At 71.8% G+C, this 24657-nt stretch carries 25 protein-coding genes; 8 read left to right on the top strand and 17 right to left on the bottom strand.

Features of this window, described 5'->3' with window-relative positions; translation table 11 throughout:
- Positions 1-119: 119 nt before the first annotated feature.
- Genes ACQPZK_RS25175 through ACQPZK_RS25225 form a run of 11 tightly spaced genes read right to left on the bottom strand, consistent with a single transcriptional unit; the run spans position 120 to position 10675 of the window.
- Positions 120-1127 (bottom strand): amidohydrolase family protein, encoded by a 1008-nt coding sequence (locus ACQPZK_RS25175; RefSeq protein WP_433535329.1) that lies wholly within the window; start codon positions 1125-1127, stop codon positions 120-122.
- Positions 1127-1651 carry a 3-hydroxyanthranilate 3,4-dioxygenase gene (locus ACQPZK_RS25180; protein ID WP_433535330.1) on the bottom strand — a complete coding sequence of 175 codons (525 nt, stop codon included), beginning with the start codon at positions 1649-1651 and terminating at the stop codon, positions 1127-1129. The genes ACQPZK_RS25175 and ACQPZK_RS25180 overlap by 1 nt, the downstream gene beginning before the upstream one ends.
- Positions 1648-2070: a RidA family protein gene (locus ACQPZK_RS25185; protein WP_433535331.1), complete on the bottom strand. Its 423-nt coding sequence runs from the start codon at positions 2068-2070 to the stop codon at positions 1648-1650. The genes ACQPZK_RS25180 and ACQPZK_RS25185 overlap by 4 nt, the downstream gene beginning before the upstream one ends.
- Entirely contained in the window at positions 2067-2840 is a 774-nt protein-coding gene (locus ACQPZK_RS25190; RefSeq protein ID WP_433535332.1) for a 2-keto-4-pentenoate hydratase, read from the bottom strand. The genes ACQPZK_RS25185 and ACQPZK_RS25190 overlap by 4 nt, the downstream gene beginning before the upstream one ends.
- A complete protein-coding gene (gene dmpG, locus ACQPZK_RS25195; RefSeq protein WP_433535333.1) occupies positions 2837-3901 on the bottom strand; it encodes a 4-hydroxy-2-oxovalerate aldolase in 1065 nt (354 codons plus the stop codon). Before dmpG ends, ACQPZK_RS25190 begins: the two co-directional genes overlap by 4 nt.
- On the bottom strand, positions 3898-4830 hold the full coding sequence (locus tag ACQPZK_RS25200) for an acetaldehyde dehydrogenase (acetylating) (protein WP_433535334.1): 933 nt from the start codon (positions 4828-4830) through the stop codon (positions 3898-3900). Before ACQPZK_RS25200 ends, dmpG begins: the two co-directional genes overlap by 4 nt.
- Positions 4827-5624 (bottom strand): 2-keto-4-pentenoate hydratase, encoded by a 798-nt coding sequence (locus tag ACQPZK_RS25205; protein WP_433535335.1) that lies wholly within the window; start codon positions 5622-5624, stop codon positions 4827-4829. The genes ACQPZK_RS25200 and ACQPZK_RS25205 overlap by 4 nt, the downstream gene beginning before the upstream one ends.
- A 14-nt stretch (positions 5625-5638) precedes the next feature.
- On the bottom strand, positions 5639-7120 hold the full coding sequence (locus tag ACQPZK_RS25210; RefSeq protein WP_433539305.1) for a 2-hydroxymuconic semialdehyde dehydrogenase: 1482 nt from the start codon (positions 7118-7120) through the stop codon (positions 5639-5641).
- 23 nt (positions 7121-7143) lie between these two features.
- Positions 7144-8481: an FAD-dependent oxidoreductase gene (locus tag ACQPZK_RS25215; RefSeq protein WP_433535336.1), complete on the bottom strand. Its 1338-nt coding sequence runs from the start codon at positions 8479-8481 to the stop codon at positions 7144-7146.
- Positions 8478-9758, bottom strand: a complete 1281-nt coding sequence (gene kynU / locus ACQPZK_RS25220) for a kynureninase (RefSeq protein WP_433535337.1) — start codon at positions 9756-9758, stop codon at positions 8478-8480. Before kynU ends, ACQPZK_RS25215 begins: the two co-directional genes overlap by 4 nt.
- A 14-nt stretch (positions 9759-9772) precedes the next feature.
- The gene (locus tag ACQPZK_RS25225) at positions 9773-10675 is read right to left on the bottom strand and encodes a tryptophan 2,3-dioxygenase (RefSeq protein ID WP_433535338.1); all 903 of its coding nucleotides are present in this window, start codon (positions 10673-10675) and stop codon (positions 9773-9775) included.
- A gap of 146 nt (positions 10676-10821) precedes the next feature.
- Here ACQPZK_RS25225 and ACQPZK_RS25230 point away from each other — a divergent pair, with 146 nt between their 5' ends.
- The 3 genes from ACQPZK_RS25230 (at position 10822) to ACQPZK_RS25240 (ending at position 12963) form a co-directional block, all read left to right on the top strand.
- Positions 10822-11259 carry an Lrp/AsnC family transcriptional regulator gene (locus tag ACQPZK_RS25230; protein ID WP_433535339.1) on the top strand — a complete coding sequence of 146 codons (438 nt, stop codon included), beginning with the start codon at positions 10822-10824 and terminating at the stop codon, positions 11257-11259.
- 222 nt (positions 11260-11481) lie between these two features.
- On the top strand, positions 11482-12003 hold the full coding sequence (locus tag ACQPZK_RS25235; RefSeq protein ID WP_433535340.1) for a hypothetical protein: 522 nt from the start codon (positions 11482-11484) through the stop codon (positions 12001-12003).
- Positions 12004-12186: 183 nt separating this feature from the next.
- Positions 12187-12963 carry a class F sortase gene (locus ACQPZK_RS25240; RefSeq protein WP_433539306.1) on the top strand — a complete coding sequence of 259 codons (777 nt, stop codon included), beginning with the start codon at positions 12187-12189 and terminating at the stop codon, positions 12961-12963.
- On the opposite strand, the gene ACQPZK_RS25245 is transcribed toward ACQPZK_RS25240, so the two are convergent.
- Positions 12909-13688: a TioE family transcriptional regulator gene (locus ACQPZK_RS25245; RefSeq protein WP_433535341.1), complete on the bottom strand. Its 780-nt coding sequence runs from the start codon at positions 13686-13688 to the stop codon at positions 12909-12911. The genes ACQPZK_RS25240 and ACQPZK_RS25245 overlap by 55 nt on opposite strands.
- Positions 13689-13742: 54 nt before the next feature.
- Between ACQPZK_RS25245 and ACQPZK_RS25250 the strand changes: the two genes are divergently transcribed.
- Positions 13743-15329 (top strand): DUF6194 family protein, encoded by a 1587-nt coding sequence (locus ACQPZK_RS25250; protein ID WP_433535342.1) that lies wholly within the window; start codon positions 13743-13745, stop codon positions 15327-15329.
- 17 nt (positions 15330-15346) lie between these two features.
- Here ACQPZK_RS25250 and ACQPZK_RS25255 read toward each other — a convergent pair whose 3' ends face one another.
- Positions 15347-15883 carry an HNH endonuclease gene (locus tag ACQPZK_RS25255; RefSeq protein ID WP_074313833.1) on the bottom strand — a complete coding sequence of 179 codons (537 nt, stop codon included), beginning with the start codon at positions 15881-15883 and terminating at the stop codon, positions 15347-15349.
- Positions 15884-16150: 267 nt separating this feature from the next.
- Between ACQPZK_RS25255 and ACQPZK_RS25260 the strand changes: the two genes are divergently transcribed.
- The 3 genes from ACQPZK_RS25260 (at position 16151) to ACQPZK_RS25270 (ending at position 19322) form a co-directional block, all read left to right on the top strand.
- Positions 16151-17209: a mechanosensitive ion channel family protein gene (locus tag ACQPZK_RS25260; protein ID WP_433539307.1), complete on the top strand. Its 1059-nt coding sequence runs from the start codon at positions 16151-16153 to the stop codon at positions 17207-17209.
- 235 nt (positions 17210-17444) lie between these two features.
- Positions 17445-18824 (top strand): MFS transporter, encoded by a 1380-nt coding sequence (locus ACQPZK_RS25265; protein ID WP_433535343.1) that lies wholly within the window; start codon positions 17445-17447, stop codon positions 18822-18824.
- Positions 18825-18932: 108 nt separating this feature from the next.
- A complete protein-coding gene (locus tag ACQPZK_RS25270) occupies positions 18933-19322 on the top strand; it encodes a globin (protein ID WP_433539308.1) in 390 nt (129 codons plus the stop codon).
- Positions 19323-19358: 36 nt separating this feature from the next.
- Here the strand turns inward: ACQPZK_RS25270 and ACQPZK_RS25275 are convergent, their stop codons facing one another.
- The 4 genes from ACQPZK_RS25275 to ettA form a co-directional block, all read right to left on the bottom strand.
- A complete protein-coding gene (locus tag ACQPZK_RS25275) occupies positions 19359-19943 on the bottom strand; it encodes a YbjN domain-containing protein (RefSeq protein ID WP_422736531.1) in 585 nt (194 codons plus the stop codon).
- Positions 19944-20075: 132 nt separating this feature from the next.
- On the bottom strand, positions 20076-20798 hold the full coding sequence (locus ACQPZK_RS25280; protein ID WP_433535344.1) for a hypothetical protein: 723 nt from the start codon (positions 20796-20798) through the stop codon (positions 20076-20078).
- Positions 20795-21241, bottom strand: coding sequence for an acyl-CoA thioesterase (locus ACQPZK_RS25285; protein ID WP_433535345.1), 447 nt, complete (start codon positions 21239-21241; stop codon positions 20795-20797). Before ACQPZK_RS25285 ends, ACQPZK_RS25280 begins: the two co-directional genes overlap by 4 nt.
- Positions 21234-22910 (bottom strand): energy-dependent translational throttle protein EttA, encoded by a 1677-nt coding sequence (gene ettA, locus ACQPZK_RS25290; RefSeq protein ID WP_433535346.1) that lies wholly within the window; start codon positions 22908-22910, stop codon positions 21234-21236. The genes ACQPZK_RS25285 and ettA overlap by 8 nt, the downstream gene beginning before the upstream one ends.
- 329 nt (positions 22911-23239) lie before the next feature.
- On the opposite strand from ettA, the gene ACQPZK_RS25295 reads away from it, so the two are divergent.
- On the top strand, positions 23240-24640 hold the full coding sequence (locus ACQPZK_RS25295; protein ID WP_355052272.1) for an alpha,alpha-trehalose-phosphate synthase (UDP-forming): 1401 nt from the start codon (positions 23240-23242) through the stop codon (positions 24638-24640).
- Positions 24641-24657: the final 17 nt, after the last annotated feature.

The following is a 24657-nucleotide window of genomic DNA, read 5'->3' on the forward strand; positions in this document are numbered from 1 at the left end:
CCGTGTCCTTCGCGTCCTTTGCTCTGCTTCACCATAGGCAACGGCTGACGTCCGATTACCGGACACGCGGTGTTGCGTGGGGTGAAGCAGAGCAAAGGCAACAGAACAGGGGTACGCCCTCAGCCCCGCCCGTGCAGGAAGCGCAGGGCGTTGGTGGAGCGGAGCTTGTCGCGTTGGGCGTCGGTGAGGAAGTCGGCCGCGTCGACGACCGCGCCGACGGGCCGCTCCCCCAGCGGGTACGGGTAGTCGCTGCCGACCAGCACCCGGTCCTCCCCGAGCGTGTCGACCAGCAGCCGCAGAGCCGGCGGCGCGAAGACCACCGAGTCGACGCTGAACCGGTCGACGTAGCTGCTCGGCGGGGCGGCGGACGCACCCCGGACCAGGTCACCCCGGCGGTGCCAGGCGTTGTCGGCGCGGCCGAGCCAGAACGGGAAGCTGCCCCCGCCGTGCGCGAAGCAGATCCGCAGCGCCTTAGGCACCCGGTCGAAGACCCCGCCCAGGATCATCGCCAGCACCGACAGGTGCGTCTCGGCGGGCATGCCGGTGAGCCAGCGGGCCATCCAGCGGTCCAGTCGAGGGCTGCCCGGCATGTCCCACGGGTGGACGAAGACCGGGGCGCCCACCTCGGCACAGTGCTGGAGGAAGGTCACCACGCCGGCGTCGTCCAGGTCCCGGTCCCCCACGTGGTTGCCGATCTCGACGCCCACGTGCCCGGCCGCCAGGCTGCGGTCCAGCTCGGCGCAGGCGGCGTCCGGGTCCTGGAGGGGTACCTGGCAGAACGGCACCAGCCGGTCGCCGCCGGCCGCGGTGATCTCCAGGGTCAGGTCGTTGAAGATCCGGGCGACCTTCACGGCCTGGTCGGCTGGACGGTCGTAGCTGAAGAAGACCGGAGTCGGCGACACCACCTGCACGGCCACACCGTCGGCGTCCATGTCGGCGAGCCGGCGGGACGCGTCCCAGCACTCCGCGCCGATCGGCCGGAACTCCGTCTCCCCCACCATGATCATGGCGGCGCGCTCGGAGTCCACCCGCAACCACGGCCAGCCGGAGCCGCCGCACGCCGCGCCGAGATCCGGCCACCCCTGGGGTACGACGTGCGTGTGCACGTCGACCACACCAGCGGGCATCAGCCCTTGCCCGGGTGCAGGGTGCCGCAGTTCGCGCAGGTACGCGCCGACTCGTCGCCGTAGAACGCCTGGAACACCGGCGGCAGGTCGGCCGCGATGTCACGGACCTGCAACTCCACCTCGTGCACCTTGTGCCCGCACTCCGGGCAGTACCACTGGAACGTCTCCAGCGTGCCCTCCTCGCGGACCCGCTCCACGACCACACCGATCGAGCCGGCCTCCGGTCGCTGCGGCGAGTGCGGGGTGTTGCGCGGCAGCATCCACATCTGACCCTCGCGCACGTGCACCGTACGCGGCCCCTGGGGGGTCATCAGGTTGATGTGCATGTTGCCCTTGACCTGGTAGAAGAACTCCTCGTACGGGTCCACGTGGAAGTCGGTGCGCTGGTTGGGGCCGCCCACCACCATCACGATGAAGTCGTCCCCGCCGGGGAACATCTCCTTGTTGCCCACCGGAGGCTTCAACAGGTGCTGGTTGTCAGCGATCCAGCCCGGGAAGCTGAACGGCTCGGCGATCTCACTCACGACTGACCTCCCGAGGGAAGAAGGGCCACGGCCTGGATCTCGATGAGCAGGTGCGGGTGCGGCAACTGGTGCACCGCCACGGTGGTGCGGGTCGGCCCGGACGTGTCGAAGAACTCCGCCCAGACCTCGTTGTAACCACCGAAGTCGTTCATGTTGACGAGGTACGACGTCACCTGGACGAGGTCGGTGAGGTCCGCGCCGACCGAACGCAGCAGGTCCCGGATGTTCTCGATGACGGCCCGGGTCTGTGCCCGGACGTCGAGGTTCGTGGTGCCGAACTCGTCCACCTCGACACCGGCGAAGCTGTTGTCCGGCCGCCGGGACGACGTACCGGAGACGAAGACGAACCCACCCGCCACCTTGACGTGCGGAAAGGCACCTCGTGGGACGGCCTTGCCGGCGACGACGACCCCGCTCACGACGACGCCCGCAGCGAGGCGGTGCCGAGCTTCTCGACGACCGCACGGACGTGCGCGCCGGGGCGCAGCGGAACGGCGGCGGTGGCCGCGCCGGCCAGGAACACCCAGCCCGACTCCAGTCGTACGCCGTGCCGGCCCGCCAGTCGGATGCCCTCGTCGAGCGCGCGGCGCGGGTCGCCGAGGATCGCCGCCGTCGAGCCGACCTGGGCCACCCGGCCGTCGACCTCCAGCAGCACGCCCAGGTTGTCCAGCCCCGCCGGCACCGGGGACCACGGGCCGATCACGAACGCGGCGGCCGAGGTGTTGTCCGCGATGACGTCCGGCAGCGAGAAGCGGAAGTCCGCGTACCGGGAGTCGATCAGCTCGATGGCCGGGGCGACCGCGCGGACCGCCGTGGCGAAGTCGCCGACCGGCTCCCCCGGCTCGGGCAGCCGGTCCAGCAGGAACGCCACCTCCGGCTCGACCCGGGGATGGATGTACGCGGACGGATCGACCACCCCGCCGTCGGGCACCCGCATCGTGTCGGTGAGCCGTCCCCAGATCACCTCGTCGACGCCGACCTGGGCCATCTTCGCCTTGCTGGTGAGCCCCATCTTCAGCCCGACCAGCCGCTCGCCGGCGTCGACCCGGCGCTGCGCCAGCGCGGCCTGCACGGCGTACGCGGTGTCCACGTCGAGGCCGGTCTCGGCGGCGAGCTGTGGGATCGCGGTGGCCGTGGCGGCCGCCGCGCCCAGCTTCTCGGCGATCCCCGCGATGTCCGGTCCGATCATGCGTGCTCCTCCTTGCCGGCCAGGTCGAGTGCCACGTCGACGATCATGTCCTCCTGGCCGCCGACCATCCGACGCCGGCCCAGCTCGACGAGGATCGAGCGCACATCCACGCCGTACTTCGCCGAGGCCCGCTCGGCGTGCCGCAGGAAGCTGGAGTAGACCCCGGCATACCCCAGGGAGAGCGTCTCCCGGTCCACCTGGACGGGCCGGTCCTGCAACGGGCGAACGATGTCGTCGGCAGCGTCCATCAGCGCGAACACGTCGCAGCCGTGCTTCCAGCCGTGGAGTTCGGCGACCGCCACGAAGACCTCCAGCGGCGCGTTGCCAGCGCCCGCGCCCATGCCGGCGAGCGACGCGTCGACCCGGACGGTCCGGCCGTGTGGAGCGTCGGGGCCGACCGGCGCGGACCCGAGGACCCGTCCGTGCTCGACGGCGAGCACGCTGTTGGCCACACCGAGGGACAGGTTGTGGTGCGCGTGGATGCCGATCTGCGTCTCCGGGTCGAGGACCTGCCGGTACGCGTCGACGCGCTGCGCCACGTCGGACATCAGCAGCCGGCCGCCGGAGTCGGTCACGTAGACGCAGTGCGCCCCGTACGACTCCATGAGCTTGGCCTGCCCCGCCAACCCGGCGGCGTCGTTCATGTGCGACATCATCAGGAACCCGGCCACGTCCATGCCGTTCTCTCGAGCCCAGGAGATGTGCTGGGCCGAGATGTCCGCCTCGGTGCAGTGGGTGGCGATGCGGACGCTCGTCACCCCGAGCGCCTTGGCGGCCCTGAGATCGGCGATGGTGCCGATGCCGGGCAGCAGCAGCGTGGTCAGCTTCGCCGTGGTCAACACCTCGGCGGCCGCGGAGATCCACTCGGCGTCGCTGGCCGCGCCGTGCCCGTAGTTGACGCTGGACCCGGCGAGCCCGTCACCGTGCGCGACCTCGATGGCGGCCACCCCGGCGGCGTCCAGCGCGGCGGCGATCGTACGCACCTGGTCGACGGTGTAGCGGTGGGCGATGGCGTGCATGCCGTCGCGCAGGGTCACGTCCTGGATGTACAGGTCGGTCATGCCACCGCTCCCGTCGCACGCAGGGCCACCAGCCGCTCGGCGGTCCGCAGCGCGGCCGACGTCATGATGTCCAGGTTGCCGGCGTACGCCGGGAGGTAGTGACCGGCGCCGGAGACCTCCAGGAACACCGACACCTGCAGGGCGGTGAGCCGACGTCCGAGCGACGGCAGGTACGCCTGCACCCGGTCGAACTGCACGTCCTGCTTGAGCCGGTAGCCGGGGACGTACTCCTGGACGCTCGCCACCATGTCGCCGATCGAGGCCGCGATGGCGGCGCGGTCGGCGTCCGCGTCCGGGCAGAGGCAGTAGACGGTGTCCCGCATGAGCAGCGGCGGGTCCGCCGGGTTCAGCACGATGATCGCCTTGCCCCGCTCGGCCCCACCCACCACCTCGATGGCGCGGGCCGTGGTCTCGGTGAACTCGTCGATGTTGGCCCGGGTGCCCGGTCCGGCGGACTTCGAGGCGATCGACGCGACGATCTCGCCGTACGCCACCGGGGTGACCCGACCGACGGCGGCGACGATCGGCACGGTCGCCTGGCCGCCGCAGGTCACCATGTTGACGTTGGGCTCGTGCAGGTGCTCGTCGAGGTTGACCGGCGGCACCACGTACGGGCCGATCGCGGCCGGGGTCAGGTCGACCACCGTACGACCGTGCGACCGCAGCACCTCGTCGTGGCGGCGGTGCGCGCCGGCCGAGGTCGCGTCGAAGACCAGCTCGACGTCGGCGAACTCGGGCAGCGCGACCAGCCCGTCGACGCCGCCGGCCGTGGTGACGACACCGAGCCGACGGGCCCGGGCCAGGCCGTCGGAGGCCGGGTCGATGCCGGCCATCGCCACCATCCGCAGCTCGCTACTGAGCCGCAACACCTTGATCATCAGATCGGTGCCGATGTTTCCCGATCCCAGCACCGCCACACCGGTGGTCATGACGAGACCTCCTTGCTGAAGCAGGTGCGGACCGAGCCGAGGCCGGAGATCCGCGCCTCGTACGCGGCCCCGGGGGTGACCGGCACCATCGGGCCGAGCGCCCCGGAGAGCACCACGTCCCCGGCGCGCAGCGGATCGCCGGCGCGGGCGAGAGTGGTGGCCAGCCAGTGCAGGGCGTGCAGCGGGTTGCCCAGGCAGGCCGCGCCCGCCCCGACCGAGACCGGCTCACCGGCGTGCTCCAGCACCATCCCGCAGAGCCGCAGGTCGACGTCGGCGAGCCGGCGGGGCGTGGTGCCCAGCACGAACAGCCCGCTGGACGCGTTGTCGGCGATCGTGTCCACGATGGAGATGTCCCAGCCGGCGACCCGTGAGTCGACGATCTCGATGGCGGGCAGCACGTGGTCGACCGCGCGGATCAGGTCGACCGTGGTGATCCGCTGCTCGGCGAGGTCGCCGCCGAGCACGAACGCGATCTCCGCCTCGACCCGCGGCTGGAGCAGCCGGCCGATCGGCACCTCGACCCCGTCGCCGACGGCCATCTCGTCGGTCAGCATCCCGAAGTCCGGCTGGAACACCCCGAAGGTCTCCTGCACCGCCCGGGACGTCAGCCCGATCTTCGCGCCCACACGACGCTCGCCCCGGCCCTGCCAGGCCCGCGTCTGCAACTGCTGCACGCGGTACGCGGACTCGACGTCCCCCTCCGGCAGCAACCGGCCGCGCAGCGGCGGGCAGGGCTTGCCGCTGCTGCGCGCGTCGGCCAGCTCCCGGTTCGCGGCCTCGATGTCGGCTTCCACGCTCACTCCCTCGGTCACGACAGGTCCACGCAGACGTTTGTGAGTTCGGAGTAGAAGTCGAGCGAGTGCACGCCGCCCTCGCGGCCGATGCCGGACGCCTTCACCCCACCGAACGGGGTCCGCAGGTCCCGCAGGAACCACGTGTTGACCCAGACGATGCCCGCGTCCAACCGCGCCCCGGCCCGGTGCGCCACCCCGACATCGCGGGTCCACACCGTCGCCGCCAGGCCGTAGTCGGTGCCGTTGGCCAGGGCGTACGCCTCGTCCTCGGTGTCGAACGGCGCGACGTGCACCACCGGACCGAAGATCTCCTCCCGGTTGGTGCGGGCGTCCGCGCCGAGGCCGGCGAGCACCGTGGGCTGCACGTAGGAGCCGCCGTCCCGGGCGTCGCCGAAGGTGGGCGTACCGCCCCCGGTCAGCACCTCGGCGCCCTCGGACCGGGCCAGCTCGTACGCCCCGAGCACCTTGGCCCGGTGCTGCGGGGAGATCAGCGGCATGGTGGCCGTGGCCTCGTCGGTCGGCCAGCCGTACGCCAACTCGCCGGCCCGCTTCGCCAGCCGGGCGGTGAACTCCTCGAAGACCGGCCGCTGCACGTAGATGCGTTCGGTGCAGAGGCACACCTGCCCGCCGTTGGTGAAGCTGGACCGCACCGAGCCGGCAACCGCCGCGTCCAGGTCGGCGTCGGCGAAGACCAAGCCGGCGTTCTTGCCGCCCAGCTCGAAGCTGACCGCCTTCACGCCGTCGGCGGCGGCCCGCATGATCGCGCCGCCGGTCGCCGACTCGCCCGTGAAGGTGATCGCGTCCACGCCCGGGTGGCGGGTCAGGAACTCCCCCGCCGAGTCCGGACCGAAGCCGTGCACGAGGTTGAACACCCCCTCGGGTACGCCGGCGGCGGCCATCACCTCGGCCAGCACCGTCGCCGAGGCGGGCGTCTCCTCGCTGGGCTTGACCACCACGGCGTTGCCGCAGGCCAGTGCCGGGGCGACCTTCCAGGTGAGCAGCAGCAGCGGCAGGTTCCACGGCACGATGACGGCGACCACGCCGACGGGCTTGCGGACCGCGTAGTTGAGGGCCCGGCCGCCGGTCGGGGTGACCGTCGTGAACGACTCGGTGGGCGCCGTCGCCACGATCTCGGCGAACGCCCGGAAGTTCGCCGCGCCACGGGGGATGTCCAGCGTGCGCGCCTGGGCGATGGACTTGCCGGTGTCGGTGACCTCGGCGGTCACCAGGTCGTCGAAGCGACGCTCCAGCTCGTCGGCGACCCGACGCAGCACCTCGGCGCGCTCGCGCTCGCCCATCCGGCCCCACGGCCCGCGCAGGGCCGCGCGGGCGGCGGCGACCGCATCGTGCACCGTGGAGCGTGAAGCCTCGGCCACCTCAAAGACCGGCTCCCCGGTCACCGGGCTGACCTTGGTGAACGTCGACCCCGCGTCGACGAACTCGCCGCCCACGAAGTTGCGTAGCCGCGGCGGCCCGGCCGGCGCGCGGCCGGTCATCAGCGACGGGTCCCAGAGGTGGTTCACGCGCGCCTCCCTCGGTTGAGCACCGCCGTGATCGCGCCGGCCAGCAGCAGCGCCGCCCCACCGGCGAGCGCGCCGAGCACCCGGTGCTGCCGGCGCACCCGGCGGCGCACCTCGGCGTACGGGGTGGTGGAGAAGGACACCAGCTCGTACTGCGAAACGTACCGGCCGGGCAGGGCCCGTTCCAGTGCGTGCTCCACCCGCCGTCGTGCCTGGAACACGGGGGACGCGACCCGGTCGCGCATCTCCACGAAGTTGGTGAGCGCCATCTGCGCGATGGCCTCGGTGTTCTCCTGGCGGCGACGCTGGAACAACGGCAGCGCCGCCATCCACTCGTCGCCGCACTCGTCCAGGCAGCGGTCCAGCTCGACGACGTCCTCGAAGGCGCAGTTCGCGCCCTGGCCGTAGAACGGCACGATGGCGTGCGCGGCGTCGCCGATCAGGCCGACCGTGCCGTTGACCTGCCAGGGCGTGCTGCGGACCGTGCCCAGCACACCCACCGGGTTGTGCTGGTAGTCGTCGACGAGGGTCGGAGCCAGCGGAACCAGGTCCGGGTACCGCTCGGCGAAGTGCGCCCTGATCGCGGCCGGATTGTCCAGGGAGGCGAAGCTGCCGACGCCCTCGTTGGGCCAGAACAGCGTGCAGGTGAAGGAGCGGTCCGGGTTCGGCAGCGCGATCATCATCGACGTGCCGCGCGGCCAGATGTGCAGGGCGTCCTCTTCGAGGGCGAAGTCCCCGCCCAGCGGCGGGATCGTCAGCTCCTTGTAGCCGTAGTCGAGGAAGTCCACGCTCTCGCGCAGCAGACCGTGCGCCAGGAGCTGCCCGCGTACGGCGGAGCCCGCACCGTCTGCGCCCAGCACCACGGACGCCTTGGCGGCGAGGAGTCCCTGCGGGGTGTCGAAGCTCAGCGAGCCGTCGGTCGGGTCGAGCCCCACGAGGCGGTGGTCGAACACGACCCGTACCCCGGGCAGCGCGGCCGCGGCGTCCAGCAGGGCGTTGTTCAACGCGCCCCGACTGATCGAGTTGATCGCCCGGTCGCCGGCCGCGCTGTACGACTGGAACTGCGGCTCGCCCTCGACCGGGTGGATCATCCGGCCGCGCATCGGCAGCGCGTCGGCCATCACCTGCTCGGCCAGGCCGATCCGGCGCAGCGCGTCCAGCCCGCGCTCGGAGAGCGCCAGGTTGATGGAACGCCCACGTTCGGCCGTGCCGACGCGCGGGTCCGGCCGCCGCTCGTACAGGGCCACCGGGTACCCCCGGCGGGCCAGGAAGCAGGCGGCCAGGCACCCGGCCAGGCCGGCGCCGATGATCGCGACCTCGTCACGCCGGGCCGTCACAGGTTCACCTGCCCCACGGTCGCGGCCAGCGCGGCGGCCGCCCGCCAACAGTCGAGGTACGTCGAGTAGAGCGGCACGGGGGCGAAGCGGACCACGTCCGGCTCCCGGGCGTCGGCGATGACGCCATGTTCGTACCGTAGGCGTTTGGTCAGCTCGGCGGCGTTGCCGGCGCCGACGCGGACCGAGAGCTGGCAGCCCCGGCGGGCCGGGTCGCGCGGGGTGACCACCCGCAGCGGCCGGTCGGCGGTGACCTCGTCGAGCAGCGACTCCAGCCAGCCGGTGAGGCGCAGGCTGCGGGCGCGCAGCGCCGGCATGCCGACCGTGTCGAACAGCTCCAGCGAGGTACGCACCGGACCCATCGCGAAGATCGGCGGGTTGGAGATCTGCCACGCCTCCACGGTGGACGGTGGGCGGGACACCGGCGTCATCTCGAACCGGGTGGCCGCCGCGGTGCTCCACCAGCCCTCGAAGCGCGGCAGGTCCTCATCGCCGAGGTGCCGCTCGTGCACGAAGACGCCGGCCAGCGCGCCGGGCCCGGCGTTCAGGTACTTGTAGGAGCACCAGGCCGCGAAGTCGACATCCCAGTCGTGCAGCGCGAGGGGCACGTTGCCGACGGCATGGGCGAGGTCCCAGCCGACCACCGCACCGGCCGCCCGGCCGGCGGCGGTGATCGCCGGGATGTCCAGCAGCTCACCGGTCAGGTAGTTGACGCCGCCGAGGAGCACCAGCGCCACCCGGTCGCCCTCGGCAGCCAGGTAGTCGGTGACGTCCTCGGTACGCAACGCGTCCTCACCGGGACGCGGGCGCAGCCGGACCACGGTGTCGTCCGGGTCCAGGCCGTGGAACCTCGCCTGGCTGCGCACCGCGTAACTGTCCGAGGGGAAGGCGCTGTCCTCGATGACGATGTGGGTACGTGCCCCGGCCGGACGGTAGAAGCTGACCATCAACAGATGCAGGTTGACGGTGAGCGAGTTCATCACCACGGCCTCCGCGGGCCGGGCGCCGACCAGTCGGGCGGCCGGGCCGGTCAACAGCTCGTGGTACGGCAGCCAGGCGCGCTCGGCCTCCAGGTGCCCCTCGACGCCGAGCCGCCCCCAGGCGTCCAGGTCGGCGAGGAGTTCGTCGCGGGTGGCCCGGGGTTGCAGACCGAGCGAGTTGCCGGCCAGGTACGCCGACTCGGCGTGGTCGCCACCGTCGGCGGGCGGCACGTGGAAGAGGTGCCGGTGACCCGGATCGGCCTCGTCGAGGCGGTACGCCTCGTCAACAGGAATGTGCATGTCTCGCTCTCCGGTCACATCGCGGTGCGGGCCGACCACAGCTCGGGGAAGACCACCCGGGCCATGCTCCGTTGCAGCCACGCCAGGCCGGCGGAGCCGCCGCTGCCGACCTTGGCGCCCATCGTCCGCTGCACCGCCTTGACGTGGTTCCAGCGCCAGTCGCCGAACTCCTCGGCGACACCGCTGAGCGCCTCACCGAGCAGCCGCAGGTGGTTGTCCGGGCCACTGTCGGCGTAGATCCGTACCCAGGCGGCCTCGACCTCCGGTTGGGGGTCGTGCTCGACCGCCACGTCCCGGCCCAGCAGATCGGCGGGGATGTCGAAGCCACGCCGGGCCAGCAGCGCGACGACGTCGTCCCAGAGACTCGGGGCGGCCAGCGCGTCCGTGAGTGCGGCGTGCACCTCGGTCTGCCGGCGGAACGGCCGGATCAGCGCCGGGTCGCGCAGCCCGAGCAGGAACTCGAGGTGCCGGTACATGGCGGACTGGAAACCGCTGCCCTCGCCGAGCAGGTTGCGGAACCGGTTGAAGTCGGCCGGGGTCATCCAGCGCAGGCCCTGCCAGGCGGCGTTGAGCCCTTCCAGGTGCAGGGTGGCGCGGCGCAGCGGGGCCAACGCGTCCCAGATCCGGTCGGCGCGCAGCAGGCGCTGGGTTTCGCGCAGTTCGTGGCAGGTCAGCCCGAAGTACAGCTCCATGATCTGGCTGACCATGAGGAACGACATCTCACCGGGGTCGTCGCTGAGAGGCTGCTGCAACTGGTGCAGCGCACTGGCCCGCACGTACGCGTCGTACGGCACCAGGTCGGCGAACTCCAGGGTCGGCTCACCGCCGTTGCGTGCGGCGCGGGCCGCCCGTTGTCGCGGGGTCACCGGTCGCACCGTGGCGACGCGGTTCGAAGCCCGCCGCTCCGTCGATTCCACCAGTCGTCTCCCTTCCCCGGACTACCGACGTCATGATCTCGCGGTGAGATCGGCCGACGGAATGCCGGATCAACGGGACTTGCCGTCCTGACCTGACGAACGAAAGGCAGCTGGGCGAATCCAGTTCACGAAAGTAAGGTGCGAGCGTGGACGACATGGACTGGGCGCTGCTGCGCGAGTTGCAGGCCGACGCCCGGCTCTCCTTCAGCGAGTTGTCCCGCCGGGTGCACCTGTCCCCACCGGCGGTCGCCGAGCGGGTGCGCCGGCTCGAGGAGACCGGAGTGATCACCGGCTACCACGCTCATGTCGACCTGACCCGGGCCGGCCGTACGGTGGTCGCCCTGATCCGGATGTCCTGCTACGGGGCTCGCTGCATCCTGCACGACCCGGAGGTGTCCACCTGGCCGGAGATCCTGGAGATCCACCGGATCACCGGTGACGCGTGCAGCATGCTCAAGGTGGCCGCCGCCTCGATCGGCGACTTCGAGACGGTCATCGACCGCCTGGCCCCCTACGGCCAACCCTCGAGCACCATGGTCCTCTCCTCCCCCCTCCCCTGGCACCCCCTAACCCCCCACCCCTAACCCCTCCCCGCGCCAAACCCCCGCCCCTTCCCCCCGCCGATCTTGCACTTTGTGTTGCCGAAAACCCCCTCACGTCCCGTTTTGTCGCCACAGCAAGTGCAAGATCGCGGGAGCCCAGGCGACGGTCAGGAGCGGGGGTCGGGGGTTTGTCGGGGGGGTGGGGGGAAAGCAGGCGTTGCCCAGGGGAGGGTTCCGGCGGTCGTCGCCGGTTGGGGGGAAATCATGCAGGGTCTTCGCACGATCAACCGCGCGCTCTCGTCCGTTCTGACACTGCTCGGACTGGTCGGGGCGTTCGTCCTACTGTCGGTCGCGCCGGCCCACGCGGGCGAGAACACCTTCGTCGAGGTGACACCGAACAGCGTCCCGGCGGGCAGCCGGGTCACGATCCGCGCGAGCTGCGACAACAACAACGACCGGCAGGCCAACGTGCGCTCCGACGCGTTCGGGCACGTCATGCTCAGGCCGGACAACGGCTTCCTCAAGGGGGAGGTCACCGTTCCGGGCAACAAGGAGCCCGGTGACTACCAGGTCGACCTGCGCTGCCAGAACAACCAGACCGCCCAGACCATGCTGACCGTGCTCAACATGGCCTCGCCCAGCAAGGGGCCGGCGACCGGGGGCGGCGGCACCGCCGGCGGCCGGGGAACCGGCTCGGTCCTGGTCCTCGGCGGCGTGGCGCTGGTGGCCGCCGCGGTCGCGCTCGGCATGGTGGGTGGTCGGCGTCGGCCCGGAGCCGGCTCCTGACCCGGAGCTGCCATGAACCGCAGATCCGCGCGCACGCGGCCGGATGGCCCTGCCCGCACCACGCGGCCGGACGGTCCTGCCCGCACCACGCGGGGGGATGGCTCGGCCCGCACCACGCGGCGGGATGGCTCGGGCCGCTCCGCGCGGGGGGACCGTACTGCCCGCGTCCGGGTCGCGAGGACGCTGCGCGCCACCGGACGGCTGGTGGCCCGGGCCTCGGGCCGACTGCGGCGGGTCGCCGGGCAGGCGGTTTCCGCCAGCGTCGCCACCACCGACCCGGACGCGCGTCCGCTGCCGCCACGCCGACCCGGCGGGCCGCCGCTGGCCCGGCGTCGGCTGGGCGGTGACGGGCCGGGGCTACCGGTCCTGGTGATCGCCACGCTGATGGTGCTGATCGTGGCGATGCTCGGCGTCGAACGGGTGACCGGTGTGAGTCTGCTGCCGGACCGGGTCAGCGCGGGCCTGCGGCCGCCGCCGAAGAAGTTCCCGGTGCTGCCGGCCAGCCGGCCGACCGATCTCGCCATCGACACGATCGACCTGCGGGCGCCGCTGCACGACGTGGGCATCGCCCCGGACGGCACCATCGCCGTGCCCGACGTGGCCCGCGCGCAGGAGGCCGGCTGGTACGACCAGGGCCCCACCCCGGGGCAGTACGGCCCGGCGGTGATCGTCGGGCACGTGGACACCACCACCGGACCGGCCGTCTTCCACCGGCTGCGGGAACTGCGCTCCGGCGACCAGGTCGACATCACCCGCGCCGACGGTCGGGTGGCGGTCTTCGAGGTGGACTCGGTGGAGCGGTTCAACAAGGAACGGCTGCCGGTGGACGAGGTGTACGGCGACTTCAGCCGCCCCAGCCTGCGGCTGATCACGTGTGGCGGCCGGTGGGTGGGTGGGGAGACCGGCTACTCGGACAATCTCGTGGTCTTCGCCTCGCTGGTCGAGGCCCGTGGCGGGTGACCTCCCGCGCCGTCCTCGAGGTAGGCGGCGAGCCGGGCCGCCCCGGTGAGCATGGCCCGGCCGCGCTGGGTGAGCCGTCCGCGCCACTGGGCGAGCGACGCGGCCAGTGGTTCGGCGCCGCCGGCGTCCCGTACCCGACGCGCCACGTCGGCGATGTGACCCAACCGGTAGCCGCCCCGGCGCAGCAGGTGGGCGAGTTCGGCGTCCCGCACGTCGTCGGGCGAGTAGACACGGTGGCGGGTGACCCGATCGCGCTCCGGACGCAGGATCCCGGCCGACTCCCACTTGCGCAGCGTCGCCGGTCGTACGCCGAGCCGGTGCGCGAGCACGCTGATCGGTACGTTCCGCCGGGTCTGCGGCGCGGGCTTCGTGGCGGTGAGGGTGGTGACCGCCGCCTCGACCGCGTCCAGGGTCTCCCGGTCACGTCGCAGCAGGCCATGGCCGTGGTCGATGGCCCGCAACGCCGTGTCGATGTCGCCCCGGTTGACGGCGCGCATGATGTCCCCGCCGGCCGCGTGACCATGGCCCGCGACGAGGGCCAGGTAGGCGTCCAGTGCCCGGGCGTGCGTCTCGGTGAACCGGCGGTACCCGGCGGCGGTGCGCTCGGCCGGCGGCAGCACGCCGTCGCGTTCGTAGTTGCGGACGGCCTGCGCCGACAGCCCGTGCCGCCGCGCGAGGTCGATCGGTCGACGTACCCCCGGGTTTGAGGGTTCTGCGGTGGCCACCGTGCTCCCTTGCGCTCAAGTCTCAACCGCTGGTTCAACGATACGGTCGATGCAATGACCACTCTTCTCGACCTGCTCGCCGACCCACCGACCCTGCTCGCGCTCGGCGAGCCGACGCATGGTGAGTCGGCGTTCCTCCAGATCCGCAACGACACCTTCCTGACGCTGGCCGAGCACGGCTACCGCTCCATCGCGCTGGAGAGCGACCGGGCCGCCGGGCTGCTCGTCGACGAGTTCGTGGGCGGCGCGCCCGTGCCGCTCGACCGCGCGCTCGCCGAGGGGTTCAGTCACGGCTTCGGCGCCGCCCCGGCCAACCGTGACCTGCTGCTGCGGATGCGGGAGTGGAACGCCGGACGGCCCGCCGGGCAGCGCCTGCGGTTCCACGGTTTCGACGCGCCGCTGGAGATCGAGGGCGCCCCGAGCCCGCGCCGGCACCTGACGCTCGTCTGCGACTTCCTCGGCCTGGACCGGTCGGCGGAGATCGACGACCTGGTCGGGGACGAGGCCCGGTGGAGCGACTCGGCCGCCGTCTGGGAGCCGGGCCGGTCGGTCGGACGCTCGCCGGAGGCCCAGCGGCTGCGGGTCCTCGCCGACGACCTGCTGACCGAGCTGTACCTCCAGGCACACCGCCGGGCCGCGGGCTGGCGGGAGGCACACGTGCACGCCACGTCCGCGGTCGCGTTGCTGCGGTACCACGCCGCCGCCGCGGCCGACCTCCCGCCGGAGGAGCGCTTCCCGCGCCTGGCCGGGGTCCGGGACGCGCTGATGGCCGAGAACCTGCTCGCGATCCGGGCGGTCGAGGCCGACCGGGGACCGACGCTGGTCTTCGCGCACAACGGGCACCTCCAGCGCCATCCGACCACCATGACGATCGGTGGCGCGACGGTGTCCTGGGCCGGCGCCGGCGCGATCGTCGGCGCGCTGCTCGGTGAGCGGTACGCGGTGGTCGTCGGCAGCCTCGGCGCGAGTCCCGCGCTCGGCATCGACGCGCCCGCCGCATCGACCTACGAGGGTCGGCTCCAGCAGCGGGGCGACCTTCCCGGGTACGTCCCGACGGCCGACATCGAGCCGGCCGAGCGCCGCGAGCACGACTATCGCTACTTCCCGCTGGACCAGGCGATCGTCGACAGCGCCGACGCGGTGCTGCACATCCCGAGCGGCGTCGACGCGGCCGTCCTCGCCGACCGGATCGCCGCGCTGCCCGGCGTCGAACAGGTGGTGGCGAGCGCGGAGAACGGTTCACCGGAGGGCGCGTGGGGCGATCGCTTCTTCCACGTCGGGCCGGACCGCCGTCAACCCTTCGCCACCATCGTCGAGCACGACGTGCCGGGGTTCGACGAGGCCGGGCAGCTCGACCGTCCCGGCGTCTTCCGCCTCAACCTGGACCTGGGCCGGGCCGAGTTCGCCAAGGCGTTCGGCTTCGCGCCGGGGGCCTTCGAGGAGCACCGGGACGACTTCGACTACGCCCGGCTGGACACTCTCACGCCGCACCCGGGCTATGCGCTGTACGGCTTCGCCAGCATCGTGATGCCGGGTCCGCAGATGCTGCCCGAGGTCGACCGGCTCCTCGCGATCGCGCACGCCCGGGCGGTCGACCGCAGCGAGCGCGCGACGCGTCGGGCGGCCGACGAGCGGGGCTGACTGGCCCGAGCTCAGGGTCAGGCTGCCGCTTCGGGCTCGCGCAGGTCGAGCCAGTCGGCCCAGCGCGGGTCCGGAGCGCGGTGCCCGAGGACCCGCCATGCCGTGCCCTTCGGCGCGGCCGGCAGGGCGTGCAGCCGCCAACCCAGCTCGGCCGGGGTCTTGTCGCCCTTGGTGTGGTTGCACCGCGCGCAGGCGGCGACCACGTTCTCCCAGGCGTGCCGGCCGCCCCGGCTGCGCGGGAAGACGTGGTCGATCGTCTCCGCCGGACCCCGGCAGTACGCGCACCGCCATCCGTCCCGGGCGAAGATCGCGCGGCGGGACAGCCCGACGTGCGTACGGTAGGGCACCCGGACGAAGCGGGTCAGCCGCACGACCGACGGCACCGGCAGGGCGTCCCGGGCGCTGTGCAGGATGCCGTCGCCGTCGGCGACACAGACGGCCTTGGCGGAGAGGACGAGGATCGCGGCGCGACGCACGGACACAACACACAGGGGCTCGTAGGTGGCGTTGAGAACCAGCGCGCCGGAGCCCACCGTGGGTCGTATGTCAGGCATCGCGCTCACCCTCCCGGTTCAGCGGCTGCTGCGAACCCGCCGCCGACCGGAGACGGGCACAAGGGCCCGCACCGTCGACGCCCGTTCGATCACCGACGTCCGTTGCGCCAATAGTCCCTGATCGGACCACGGATTGCACGTACTAATCCGGGGTCGGATGTGAAGCTCTTTTCCGCACCTGTCACGATGGCCGGTTCGCCCCGGTCCGACCCGGCGCTCCGGCGCATCTCACCCGGCTGGTGGGTCGGCGACGGCCGGTCCGAGGTGTTGCGGTACGAAGACAGGGTGAGTGCCGCCAGCGTGACGCCCCTTGCCCTGCCCGACGTCGTATCGGTGAACTGCCAGGGCAGCACCTCCTGCGAGTGGATCTACGGGATCACCCGCTCGGCGTGGTTCGCCGAGGGCAGCTACTGGATCCTGCTCAAGCCACTGCGGGTGCTGCTGATCCTGGCGCTGGCGATGGTGGCCCGCTGGGCGCTGCACCGGACGATCAACCGGCTGGTCCGGACGACCACCGACGGCGCGGTGCCGACGATGCTGCGGCCGCTGCGCGAGCGCGTGCCGACGGCGGCGGTCGACCCGGCCGAGTTCGTGCCGGAACGGCGGCGGCAGCGGGCCGAGGCGATCGGTTCGGTGCTGCGCAGCCTGACCACGGCGTTCGTCTTCGGCATCGCGCTGTTGATGATCCTGCGCGAGTTCAGCTTCGACCTGGCGCCGCTGCTGGCCAGCGCCGGCATCGCCGGCGTCGCGCTGGGCTTCGGCGCGCAGAGCCTCGTCAAGGACCTGATCGCCGGGCTCTTCATGCTCATCGAGGACCAGTACGGCGTGGGTGACAACGTCGACCTCGGCGAGGCGACGGGCGTCGTGGAGTCGGTGGGGCTTCGCGTCACCACGGTCCGGGACGGACGCGGCGTGCTCTGGTACATCCGCAACGGCGAGATCATCCGGGTGGGCAACAAGAGCCAGGGCTGGGCGCTGGTCGTGGTGGACCTGCCGATCGGCTTCAGCGGTACGGAGGAGGCCAGCGCGGTGCTGCGTACGGCCGCCGCCTCGGTGGCGGTGGACCCGGAGCTGTCGCCGGAGATCGTGGAGGCGCCGGAGGTGCTGGGCGTCGAGCAGATGACGGTGGACGGCGCCGTGATCCGCACGGTGGTCAAGACGACTGCCGACGGCCAGTTCGCGGTGGGCCGGGAGTTGCGGCGCAGGCTCGCGGAGGCATTGGAGAACTCCGGCATCACCGCACAGATCGCCGCCGCCCGCATCTACCCCGGCGTGCCGAGCCGGCCCCTGTCGGACGGCGAGACCGGTCAGGGCGGCGCCACCTGACCCGGTGACACTGACCGGCAATCCAGGGGTTCCGGTCCACCCGGCCCCTGGAGTATCGTCCGTTCGTTCAGTCGGGGATGCGACGAACGAACCGTTCGCCCTAGCTAGTTGTCAGACGATCGGGCAGAATCCCGAAGCACGCGTTCCCGCTGGAGCGCGGTCACATCCTCGCTGATCCGCAGATCTGACGAGCGTTCCCGGCCCGGCGGCCACAAGCAGCCGCATCCGGGGGCCGATGGAGGCGACGGTGCCCGACGAGCGACCTTCCATGGAAGGTCCGGCCACTTTTCGCGAGGTGTTCGCCCAACGTGAGTTCCGGGCTGTCTTCACGGCCGGATCGCTGTCCTGGGTCGGTGACTACGTCGCCAAGGCCGCCGCAACCCTCCTCGTTTACCAGCAGACCAGGTCCGTCGCGCTCTCCGCCGCCGCCTTCGCGGTGAGCTACCTGCCGTGGCTGCTCGGTGGTCCGCTGCTCGCCACGCTGGCCGAGCGGCACCCGTACCGGCGGGTGATGGTGGCGTGTGACGTCATCCGGATGGTGCTGATGGTGCTCATCGCCCTCCCCGGTCTGCCGGTCCCGGTGGTGCTGGTGCTCCTCTTCACCGCCACGCTGGCGAATCCGCCCAGCCAGGCGGCGAAGTCCGCGCTGCTGGCGCAGATCCTCACGGGTGACCGACTGGTGGTCGGGTTGTCGTTGAACAGCAGCATCGGGCAGGCCGCGCAGGTCGTCGGCTACCTGTTCGGCGCCGCCGTCGCCTCGATCAACCCGACGGTCGCGCTGCTGTTCAACGCCGCCACCTTCGGCTTCTCGGCGCTGCTGCTGCGCTTCGGCGTCCGGGACCGCCCGGCCACGATGACCACCGCCCACCGGGGCCACCTGCTGCGGGAGACCGCCGAAGGCTTCGGGATCGTCTTCCGTACGCCGGTGTTGCGGGCCATCGCGGTGCTGGTGTTCAGCGCGATGCTCTTCTCGGTCGTTCCAGAGGGTCTGGCCGCCGCCTGGGCGAACGAGGACGCCCGGAGCGGCATGGCCGCCGGTACGGCGCAGGCCGTCATCATGGTCGCCAGTCCGGTGGGCTTCATCCTCGGCGGACTCCTGGTGAGCCGGTTGTTCGGTCCCGCCCGGCGGCTGGCCCTCATGCGCCCGCTCGCGGTGCTCGCCCCGCTGACGCTGGTGCCGGCGCTGTTCGACCCGCCACCGCTGGTGGTGGCGCTGCTGGCCGCCGGGTGCGGGTTCGCGGTCGCCGGCATGCTCCCGATGGCCAACGGGCTGTTCGTCCAGGCGTTGCCGAACGGGTTCCGGGCTCGCGCGTTCGGCGTGATGGCCACCGGCGTGCAGGTCATCCAGGGGATCGCCGTGCTGGTCACCGGGCTGCTCGCCGAACAGTTCCCCCTCCCGGTGGTGGTCGGCGTCTGGAGCGCCGCCGGGGTGCTGCTGATGGCTGTCGCCAGCCTGCGCTGGCCGGACCGGCAGACGGTGGAGGCGGCGGTGGCGGCAGCCACGGCCGTCAACGTCGCACAGGCCCGCGCGGCGGGCGACGTCCCTCTCAGCGAGACGACGCCGCTCGCCGATCCCCGTGCGGCCGGCGGTCACCGCCGGCACGCGGTCACCTGATCCGCGGCGTGAGCTGACGCACGACCTCCGGGTCGCTTCCACGGCCGACGTACCTGGCAGGATGGAACGGTGAATCCCGCAGGTGAATCCGACCGTCCCGACGCGTCGATGACGCTCTTCGAAGCGGTCGGCGGCGAACCCACCTTCCGCCGACTGGTGGACGAGTTCTACGTCGGCGTCGCCAGCGACCCGCTGCTGCGACCGATGTATCCGGAGGAGGACCTGGGCCCGGCGGCTGACCGGTTGACCCTGTTCCTGATGCAGTACTGGGGTGGACCGAACACGTACTCCGCGCAGCGCGGTCACCCGCGGCTGCGGATGCGGCACGCCCCGTTCCGGATCGGCGTGGCCGAGCGGGACGCCTGGCTGCGGCACATGCGCCACGCGGTGGACCGCCTCGACCTGGAACCGCAACTCGCCGTCGCCCTCTGGGACTACCTGGAGCGGGCCGCGTACTTCATGGTCAACGCCATGGAGGACCCGGCCGAGCGCGCCTGACGGCGCGCGCACCGGACGCCCGGGCCGCGGCCCCTCTCAGAGCAGCGCGCCCTCGTCGTGCAGCCAGTCGACGAAGCTGGTCGCGACCGCCGCGCCGCAGTCGAGCATCTCGACCAGCAACGCGTCGTGCGTGCCGGCGCCGAGGGGCACCTGCAACTCCGCGTAGATCGGTAGCTGCCCGCGCTCGGTCGGATCGCCGATGTACGCCTTGCAGAAGCGGCGGGTGTGGTTCCACTCGTTGACCACGCGGTAGGCCCGGTCGGCCCAGTCCGGCGGAACCGTGGCGTGCGGGCGGGCCCGCATCACCAGGATCTCGTCCTCCGGGCCCTCAAGGGTCACCAGCACGGCGTGGCGCTCCCACATGGCCAGCAGGTTGCCGTCGCCGTCGGCCAGGTAACGCACGTCGAGCAGGTCGAGCGCGTCACAGACCCGGCGCAGGCTCACCGGCTCGATGGTGGCCGCCATCTCGGCCAGTGCGGGTCGGTCGCTGCCCGGGCAGTCGTCCCCCGGCTGGCGAGGACTCGGCGGCCCGACCCGGACCGCGCTCTCCACTGTGATCCCGCTTCGGGTTTCCGGATCACCGCCGTCGGCGGGACCGGGGCGCCATGACCACCACGGCATCGCTCGTCGCACCTCACTCCCCAGCGGATCCAGCCGCCTACGGTGCGTTGGATCCGAGGATGGACGGTACCCGGACAGCCGGGTTGAAGCACCCCCCCAACGACCCCACCGGCCCAGAAGAATGAACGGGGGTCATCCGTTCGGACGAGTAGTCAGAGGAGTCACGGCGAGGTCGGTGGCCTTCTGCAACCAGGCCGCTCCGTACGGTCCCACCAGGCCCACCCACCGGCCGGCGACCCGTACCCGCACCTCGGCGCGCGCCGAGGGGGCAGCCGGGTCGTCGACCGGGCCGAGAAAGCCCATCCGGACCAGCCCCTGCACCAGCCGCTGCGGCACCTCCACCGGCGGGCCCGGCGGATCGTCCGGCGTGACCACCACGGCCACGTGGTCGAGCAGCGCGTCGCGCAGCGCCCGCTGACCCACCGCGCGGCCCGCCACCCCCTCGGCGCTCGCGGTGCGCAGGGTGCCCGCCGCCGCGGCGGCGATCCGGCGCACCTCGACGCCGGGCAGCACCTCGACCGGCTCGCTGCGCGACGGCGGCAGAGGCCAGCGCCACTGCGCGTCCCGGCGCTCCGGCAACGCCGCACCGCCGCTTCCCAGCTCGGCCAGCAGGTCCGCCGCGCTCACGGTGACGTCTGCGGCGGCGTCGCCGGCCACCGTGGAGACGACCAGCACCTGCCACGGCAGCCGGGCCCACAGGGCGACCCGCCCGGGAGCGCCGGCCGGCCGCAGCCGCACCGGCGCCGCCGGGTCCAGCCGGACCAGCCGGGCCAGGAAGGCGCCCGCGTCGGCCACCCCGGCCAGGCCGTGGCCGGACGGCGACGCCGCCACCCGTTCCGCTCCCGGCCGCGTCACGAGCCGCTGCCCTGCGGGGCGTACGTCAGCAGGAAGTCCCGCTCCTCGACGGTGATCCGTCGGGGCACCTGACGGGTCAGGTCGAACGGCACCAGCACCGAGCGGGCGCGACTGGCGAGCACCTCGCCGTCGTACAGCTCGTAGGCGACGGTGAACCGCGACGCCTTGATCTCCTCCACCCACAGCTCGATGCGGACCGTGGGCGCGGCCTCCGCGGTGGCCCGCCCCAGCGCGTAGTCGACCGGGCGCAGGTAGTCGACCTCGTGCCGGCGGATCACCACCCCGTCGGCGAACGAGCCCACTCCCCAGGCCCGGCCGCCGGCGAACATCAACGCCACCCGCGCCTCCTCGTACAGGGTGAGGAAGCGCGAGTTGTTGACGTGGCCGTACGCGTCCAGGTCGGACCAGCGCAGCGTGCAGTGGTAGACGAAACGGTCAGTCACGGGTCAGCTTGCGGTAGGTCACCCGGTGCGGTCGGGCGGCCTCCGCGCCGAGGCGGTCGATCTTGTTCTTCTCGTACGCCTCGAAGTTGCCCTCGAACCAGAACCACTTGGCCGGGTTCTGGTCGTCACCCTCCCAGGCGAGGATGTGCGTGGCGACCCGGTCCAGGAACATCCGGTCGTGGGAGATGACCACGGCGCAGCCGGGGAACTCCAGCAGGGCGTTCTCCAGGCTGGAGAGCGTCTCCACGTCCAGGTCGTTCGTCGGCTCGTCGAGCAGGATGACGTTGCCGCCGATCTTCAGGGTCAGCGCCAGGTTGAGCCGGTTGCGCTCACCGCCGGAGAGCACCTTGGTCGGCTTCTGCTGGTCCGGTCCCTTGAAGCCGAACGCGGCGATGTACGCCCGCGACGGCATCTCGACCTTGCCCACCATCAGGTAGTCCAGACCGTCCGAGACGACCTCCCAGACGGTCTTGTCGCCGTTGAGGCCCTCGCGGTTCTGGTCGACGTACGACAGCGAGACGGTCGGGCCGACCCGCACCTCGCCGCTGGTCGGCTCCTCCAGCCCGACGATGGTCTTGAAGAGCGTGGTCTTGCCGACGCCGTTCGGGCCGATGATGCCGACGATGCCGTTGCGCGGCAGCGAGAACGACAGGTTGTCGATGAGCAGCCGGTCACCGAAGCCCTTGCTGAGGTTGTTCGCCTCGATGACCGTGCCGCCCAGGCGCGGGCCCGGCGGGATCTGGATCTCCTCGAAGTCCAGCTTGCGGGTCTTCTCCGCCTCGGCGGCCATCTCGTCGTACCGGTCGAGGCGGGCCTTGGACTTGGTCTGCCGGGCCTTGGCGTTGGAGCGGACCCACTCCAGCTCCTCGGTGAGGCGCTTTTTCATCTTGGCGTCGCGGCGACCCTCGACGGCCAGGCGGGCGGCCTTCTTCTCCAGGTAGGTGGAGTAGTTGCCCTCGTACGGGTAGGTCCGGCCGCGGTCCAGCTCGAGGATCCAGTTGGCCACGTTGTCGAGGAAGTACCGGTCGTGGGTGATCGCCATCACGGTGCCGGCGTACTTGGCCAGGTGCTGCTCCAGCCAGGAGACGCTCTCCGCGTCCAGGTGGTTGGTGGGCTCGTCGAGCAGCAGCAGGTCGGGCGCCTCCAGCAGCAGCTTGCAGAGCGCGACCCGGCGGCGCTCACCACCGGAGAGCTGGGTCACGTCGGCGTCCGGCGGCGGGCAGCGCAGTGCGTCCATCGCCAGTTCGAGCTTGGAGTCGATGTCCCACGCGTCGAGGTGGTCCAGCTCCTCCTGGAGCTTGCCCAACTCCTCCATGAGCTCGTCGGAGTAGTCGGTCGCCATCTGCTCGGCGATCTTGTTGAACCGCTCGAGCTTGGCCTTCGTCTCGGCGACCGCCTCCTCGACGTTGCCGAGCACCGTCTTGGCGTCGTTGAGCGGGGGCTCCTGCGCGAGCATGCCGACGGTGTAGCCGGGCATGAGCCGGGCCTCGCCGTTGCTCGGCTTGTCCATGCCTGCCATGATCTTGAGGAGGCTGGACTTACCGGCGCCGTTCGGGCCGACCACACCGATCTTGGCGCCCGGCAGGAAGTTCAGCGTCACGTTGTCCAGCACGACCTTGTCGCCGTGCGCCTTGCGCGCCTTTTCCAGGACGTAGATGAACTGGGCCACGGTGCGGGCTACCTCCGTCGATTTGCTGTCGCCTGAGTGGGCGGCGCGGCGCGAGCTGAGACCTCCGCCCGCCGCCGCCGGCCGGGAGCCGGCCGCGCGCACGCCATCGTCAATCCTGACAGGTACGGCGCGCTTCGCCCACATCACCCCGCCCGAGGAGTACGTCGGCGAGCCGCGCCGCCCCTGACCGTCGGGCTGTCGACAAGATCACCCCCAGGATTCGCCGCACGCGAGGCGGGTAGGAGACTCCGGCACGGGGGCTCAGACACCGCAGCTACGCTCAGTACGCTCATCGCGGTGGACCCGTCAGTACCCGGAGGTGGCCGATCGTGACCGTCCGTAGCTCCTTTGTCGTAGTGGCGAACCGCCTGCCGGTCGACGAGGTGAGCACACCCGAGGGACGGCAGTGGCGACGCAGCCCCGGCGGGCTCGTCACCGCGCTGCATCCCGTACTCGCCGAGCACCAGGGCACCTGGGTCGGCTGGGCCGGCGGCACCGGCGCCGCGCCCGAGCCGTTCGACCTGGAGGGCATCCGGCTGCACCCGGTCCCGTTGAGCGCCGAGGAGTTGGAGCGCTACTACGAGGGCCAGTCCAACGCGACGATCTGGCCGCTCTACCACGACGCGGTGGAGACACCGGCGTACAAGCGTCGCTGGCGTGAGGCGTACCGGCTGGTCAATGCCAGGTTCGCGGAGGCCGCGGCCGACGTGGCGGCCGAGGGCGCGACGGTCTGGGTGCAGGACTACCAGCTCCAGCTGGTACCGGCCATGCTCCGTGAGCTACGCCCGGACCTGCGGATCGGCTTCTTCCTGCACATCCCGTTCCCGCCGATCGAGCTGTTCATGCAGATGCCGTTCCGTACGGAACTGCTGCGCGGTCTGCTCGGCGCGGACCTGGTCGGCTTCCAGCAGCGACTGGCCGCGCAGAACTTCGTCCGGCTGGCCCGGCACCTGCTCGGGCTCCGCTACGAGGGTCAGATGATCCAGGTCGACGGTCGGCAGGTGAAGGCGGGCGCCTTCCCCATCTCCATCGACACGCAGGAGATGGAGCGGATGGCGGCCGACCCGGCGATCCAGGCGCGGGCCAAGCAGATCCGCGCCGAGTTGGGCGACCCGAAGACGATCATCCTGGGCGTGGACCGGCTCGACTACACCAAGGGCATCGAGTTGCGCCTGAAGGCGTTCCGCGAGTTGCTGGCTGACGGAAAGTTGACAGTTCCGGACGCCGTTATGGTGCAGGTCGCCACGCCGAGCCGCGAGCGCGTCGAGCACTACCAGGCACTTCGGGTCAAGGTCGAGCGCGAGGTTGGTCGGATTAATGGCGAATTCGGCCGAGTCGGCGTGCCTGCCGTGCATTACCTCCATCAGTCGTACAGTCGCAGTGAACTGGCCGCGATGTACGTTGCTGCGGACGTGATGATGGTGACCCCGCTGCGAGACGGCATGAACCTCGTGGCCAAGGAGTACGTCGCATCCCGTGCCGACCAGGGCGGTGCGCTCGTGCTCAGCGAGTTCGCTGGCGCCGCAACGGAGCTGCGCCAGGCATTCCTTTGTAACCCGCACGACCCGGACGCGGTGAAGGACGCCCTGCTCCGGGCAGTGCACGTGGAGAAAACCGAGGCACGCCGCCGGATGCGGACAATGCAACGTCACCTGCGTACCCACGACGTGGGGCACTGGGCCAAGTCTTTCCTCTCCGAACTGGGAGTTTCCGAGGCGGAGGCCGCGTGAACACGGCCGTCAACGAC

The organism is Micromonospora sp. CA-249363, assembly GCF_050950185.1.
Lineage (GTDB): Bacteria > Actinomycetota > Actinomycetes > Mycobacteriales > Micromonosporaceae > Micromonospora.

Excerpts from the sequence above, each read along its gene's own strand:
- ACQPZK_RS25175 (WP_433535329.1), bottom strand. The coding sequence starts at position 1,127 with ATGCCCGCTGGTGTGGTCGACGTGCACACGCACGTCGTACCCCAGGGG.
- ACQPZK_RS25190 (WP_433535332.1), bottom strand. The coding sequence starts at position 2,840 with ATGATCGGACCGGACATCGCGGGGATCGCCGAGAAGCTGGGCGCGGCG.
- dmpG (WP_433535333.1), bottom strand. The coding sequence starts at position 3,901 with ATGACCGACCTGTACATCCAGGACGTGACCCTGCGCGACGGCATGCAC.
- ACQPZK_RS25200 (WP_433535334.1), bottom strand. The coding sequence starts at position 4,830 with ATGACCACCGGTGTGGCGGTGCTGGGATCGGGAAACATCGGCACCGAT.
- ACQPZK_RS25210 (WP_433539305.1), bottom strand. The coding sequence starts at position 7,120 with ATGACCGGCCGCGCGCCGGCCGGGCCGCCGCGGCTACGCAACTTCGTG.
- kynU (WP_433535337.1), bottom strand. The coding sequence starts at position 9,758 with ATGCACATTCCTGTTGACGAGGCGTACCGCCTCGACGAGGCCGATCCG.
- ACQPZK_RS25235 (WP_433535340.1), top strand. The coding sequence starts at position 11,482 with ATGCAGGGTCTTCGCACGATCAACCGCGCGCTCTCGTCCGTTCTGACA.
- ACQPZK_RS25250 (WP_433535342.1), top strand. The coding sequence starts at position 13,743 with ATGACCACTCTTCTCGACCTGCTCGCCGACCCACCGACCCTGCTCGCG.
- ACQPZK_RS25255 (WP_074313833.1), bottom strand. The coding sequence starts at position 15,883 with ATGCCTGACATACGACCCACGGTGGGCTCCGGCGCGCTGGTTCTCAAC.
- ACQPZK_RS25265 (WP_433535343.1), top strand. The coding sequence starts at position 17,445 with ATGGAGGCGACGGTGCCCGACGAGCGACCTTCCATGGAAGGTCCGGCC.
- ACQPZK_RS25270 (WP_433539308.1), top strand. The coding sequence starts at position 18,933 with ATGACGCTCTTCGAAGCGGTCGGCGGCGAACCCACCTTCCGCCGACTG.
- ACQPZK_RS25275 (WP_422736531.1), bottom strand. The coding sequence starts at position 19,943 with ATGCCGTGGTGGTCATGGCGCCCCGGTCCCGCCGACGGCGGTGATCCG.